The organism is Streptomyces swartbergensis (assembly GCF_002148965.1).
GTDB lineage: Bacteria > Actinomycetota > Actinomycetes > Streptomycetales > Streptomycetaceae > Streptomyces > Streptomyces swartbergensis.
In genome coordinates, this window is record NZ_NGFN01000592.1 from 1 (window position 1) to 2,739 (window position 2,739).

At 67.7% G+C, this 2,739-nt stretch carries 3 protein-coding genes and 1 pseudogene; 2 read left to right on the forward strand and 2 right to left on the reverse strand.

Annotated elements, in window-relative coordinates; genetic code table 11:
- Both CA983_RS42500 and CA983_RS49335 read left to right on the forward strand, forming a co-directional pair.
- A partial coding sequence (locus CA983_RS42500) for a fumarylacetoacetate hydrolase family protein (protein WP_143645779.1) occupies positions 1 to 329 on the forward strand: 329 nt, incomplete at its 5' end.
- A gap of 205 nt (positions 330 to 534) precedes the next feature.
- A pseudogene (locus CA983_RS49335) lies at positions 535 to 717 on the forward strand (transposase); the annotation flags it as partial.
- 191 nt (positions 718 to 908) lie between these two features.
- Here the strand turns inward: CA983_RS49335 and CA983_RS42505 are convergent.
- Positions 909 to 1,745: a carbohydrate ABC transporter permease gene (locus tag CA983_RS42505; RefSeq protein WP_086605973.1), complete on the reverse strand. Its 837-nt coding sequence runs from the start codon at positions 1,743 to 1,745 to the stop codon at positions 909 to 911.
- Positions 1,746 to 1,828: 83 nt separating this feature from the next.
- A partial coding sequence (locus tag CA983_RS42510) for a carbohydrate ABC transporter permease (RefSeq protein ID WP_341866742.1) occupies positions 1,829 to 2,739 on the reverse strand: 911 nt, incomplete at its 5' end.

Here is a 2,739-nt window from a genome sequence, read left to right on the forward strand (position 1 = left end):
GCCCCGCCCTGGCCACCCCCGACGAACTCGCCTCCGCCCGCAGCGGGAAGTCCTTCGATCTGGCCATGACCGCCTCCGTCAACGGCGCGGTGATCGGGCAGGACACCCTCGCCTCCATGGCGTTCTCCTTTGCCGAGATGACCGCCCACGCCTCCCGCGGTACCTGGGTCAAGCCCGGCGACATCCTCGGCTCCGGCACCTGCGGCGGCGGCTGCCTCGCCGAACTCTGGGGCCGCCGGGGCCGTGACGTCCACGCCCCGCTGGCCCCCGGCGACACCGTGACCGTCTCCGTGGAGCGCCTGGGCACCATCACCTCACGGATCACGTGATACCGGCGCGAGGCACAGGAGTGCAGGCATCACCCCGGTGCCTCGGAACGCTTGGGCAGTGGTGTCCGTCGGGGATGAGCACACAGGCGACGGCGCGGCAACCCGGTCACGCCGGGACAGGCTGACTTCACAGCGGACGTGAAGACCGCGATCCCGCACCTCTCAGGCCGCGGGCAGTACATCCGAACACGAAAATCGCAGCCTCAGCTCCTGGCCGGACCGCATCGAGGCCCAGTTCACGGCCCCCTGCGCTACTTCGTGCTGGATGGAACCGATCACGCCAGCCACAAGGAGCGGGGAGCATGATCCGCCGCTACATCATCTGGCGGAACCCGCAACCGCCGACGAACCCGTTCGCGAGGTCGTGAACAGGGCAAATGTTGCCTGATGCGGCACTAGACTAGGTCGCTGGAATCGTCGCCGACCAGCACACGGTCCTGACGGCGTTCCACGCCTACGCCGTGGAACGCAGCGTGCCCGTCATCCGGGCCCGCAAAAGGCGATACGCCTGGTGCCCCGCCTCCTGGATGTGCCCTGGCGACCTCAACCTGGCCTGGTGTAGTCGGAGGCTGCCGGGGATTACTTCACGGCGCCTGCGGTCACGCCCCGTGTCAGCGAGCGCTGGAAGATGAGGAAGAAGACGACCATGGGGATGACGCCGAGGAGGGCTGCGGCGCTCATGGCGGTGGGGTCGCTGGTGTACTGGCCCTGCATCGAGGCGAGGCCGAGGGGGACGGTCTGGTTGGCGTTGGAGATGAGCAGGACGAGGGGGTAGAGGAACTCGTTCCAGCTCCAGACGAAGAAGAAGACGCACATCACGGACAGGGTGGGCCAGCTCATGGGCAGGACGATGCGCCACAGGATGGTCCAGCGGCCCGCACCGTCGATGGAGGCGGCCTCGATCAGCTCGCGGGGGAAGCTGCTGAAGACGGAGGAGAGCAGGTACGTGCCGAAGGCGCTGTAGGTGACGCCGACCAGGATCGTGTAGCCCAACTTTCCGTCGTACAGGCCCAGTTCTTTGAAGAGGTAGTAGATCGGGTAGATGAGGCCCTCCTGCGGCAGGACGTTCACGCCGAGGAAGAAGACGAGGAAGGCCGTACGCCAGCGGACGCGGCCGATGCCGAGGGCGTAGGCGTTGAAGAGTGCCAGGACGACCGCGATGACGACCACGCCGAGGCTCGTCTCGACGCTGTTCAGCAGCTTCTGCGTGAACTCGGTGCGCTGCCATACGTCTTCGATGACGCCCCAGTTCCAGCTCGCGGGCAGGGAGAGCGAGCCGTGGGCGCGGAAGTCGCCGCTCGTCTTGAACGCGTTGAGCAAGATGACGAGGAAGGGGGCGAGGAAGGCGAGGACGAAGACGCCGACCGCGATGAGGGCCGCCCAGGAAAGCGGCGTACGGCGGGAGGCGGCGGCCATGCGGCCGCGGGCGCCGGGCGGGGTCTTGTGGACCGGTGCCGGGGATGTCGCGGGCTGGGGAGTCGTGGTGTCGGTGCTCATGGTCATCCGTCCTCGCGGGCCTGGCGGGTCAGGGTCGTGGCGGCTATGACCAGCACGAGCAGGGTCATGGTGCTGGAGATCGCGGAGCCGTAGCCGACGTCGGCGCGCTCGAAGAAGTTCTGGTAGGCGAAGTAGGAGGGGACCAGGGTGGCGCTGCCGGGTCCGCCGCCGGTCAGGACGTATATCTGGGCGAAGACCTTGAGGCCGGCGATGGTGGTGGTGACGAGGACGACGTAGATCTCCGGGCGCAGCAGGGGGACGGTGATGCGGGTGAAGCGGGTCCACCAGGAGGCGCCGTCCAGGTCGGCCGCCTCGTACAGTTCCGGGTCGATGCGCTGGAGGCCGGAGAGGAACAGGACCAGCGGGTAGCCCAGTTGCATCCAGACCAGGACTGCCAGGACGACCCAGAGGGCGAGGTCGGGGTTGCCGAGCCAGTTCTGGGCCAGGGACTTCAGGCCGATCTTGTCCAGGAGGCTGTTTGCGGCGCCTTCGGGGGCGAGGATCCAGCCCCACATCAGGCCGGTGACGGCGACCGGGATGACCTGGGGGAGGTAGAGGCCCGAGCGGAGGACGGTGACCACCTGGTCGCCGTGCTTCTTGCCTACGTAGTCGAAGAGCAGGGCGGACAGGAACAGGCCGAGCAGGGTCGGGACCACCGCCATGCCGACGATGACGAAGGCGATGTTGCGGAAGGACGCCCAGAAGTCGGAGTCCTCGAACAGGCGGGTGTAGTTGTCCAGGCCGGTGAAGGTGGCGGGGCCGATGCCCGTCCACTGGGTGAAGCTGTAGGCGAACGTCATCAGCAGCGGGACGGCGAGGAACAGCATGCTCAGCAGCAGGCCCGGCAGGAGGAAGACGGTGTAGCCCGCGGTGCGTGGGCGGCGTGGGGTTTTCACGGTTGCTCCTTGGGGAC